The sequence below is a fragment of the Arthrobacter sp. TB 26 genome, from assembly GCF_000427315.1.
Lineage (GTDB): Bacteria > Actinomycetota > Actinomycetes > Actinomycetales > Micrococcaceae > Arthrobacter.
In genome coordinates this window covers 1-752 of record NZ_AUPJ01000395.1, presented here as the reverse complement: position 1 = coordinate 752, position 752 = coordinate 1, and the positions used below count along the sequence as shown (strand labels likewise).

1 pseudogene is annotated in these 752 nt (G+C 73.7%); it reads left to right on the top strand.

The annotated features are described in order from the left end of the window. A pseudogene (locus tag K789_RS23275) lies at nucleotides 1–752 on the top strand (ATP-dependent helicase); the annotation flags it as partial.

The window sequence follows — 752 nt, the reverse complement described above, 5'->3', positions numbered from 1 at the left end:
CCGCCGCAGCCCCTATTGCCCCGTCGCTGGCCGGGGTCAGTGAATGGTGCGATGCCGAAGTCCTGCGCAGGCTCCGCCGCCGATCGCTCGCCGCGCTGCGCGCAGAGGTCGAGCCCGTGGATGCCGCCGCCTACGGCCGCTTCCTGCCCGCCTGGCAGAACGTCCGCGTCCCGGGCAAGCGCGGGCAGTCGGCGCTGCGCGGACTGGACGGGATCATCACCGCAGTCGACCAGCTCTCCGGCGTGCCCATCCCGGCCTCGGCCTGGGAACCCCTGATCCTCGCCAGCCGGGTGGCCGACTACCAGCCCGCCATGCTCGATGAGCTGATGGCGGCCGGCGAAGTGCTCTGGTCCGGCGCAGGGGCGCTCCCCGGCAACGACGGCTGGGTCAGCCTGCACCTGGCCGATTCGGCCGAGCTGACCCTGAACCCGGCCATCGACTTCGAGCCCGGCGACGCGCAGCAGCGGCTGCTGGACCACCTGCGCAACAACGGTGGCGGCTACTTCTTCCGGCAACTCACAGACGTCGCCGGCGGCATGGACACGGTGCTCAGCGACCAGGACGTCGTCTCCGCGCTCTGGGACCTGGCCTGGGCGGGCCGGATCACGGGCGACACCTTTGCCCCGGTCCGGGCGATGATTACCGGCGGCCACACCGCGCACCGGCAGGTCGCCCGCGCCCCGCGGGCCAGGGCCCCCAGGTTGAGCCGGCTCGGGCGCTCCCACGGCACCGGTCTGCTCGGGTCCCCCGGG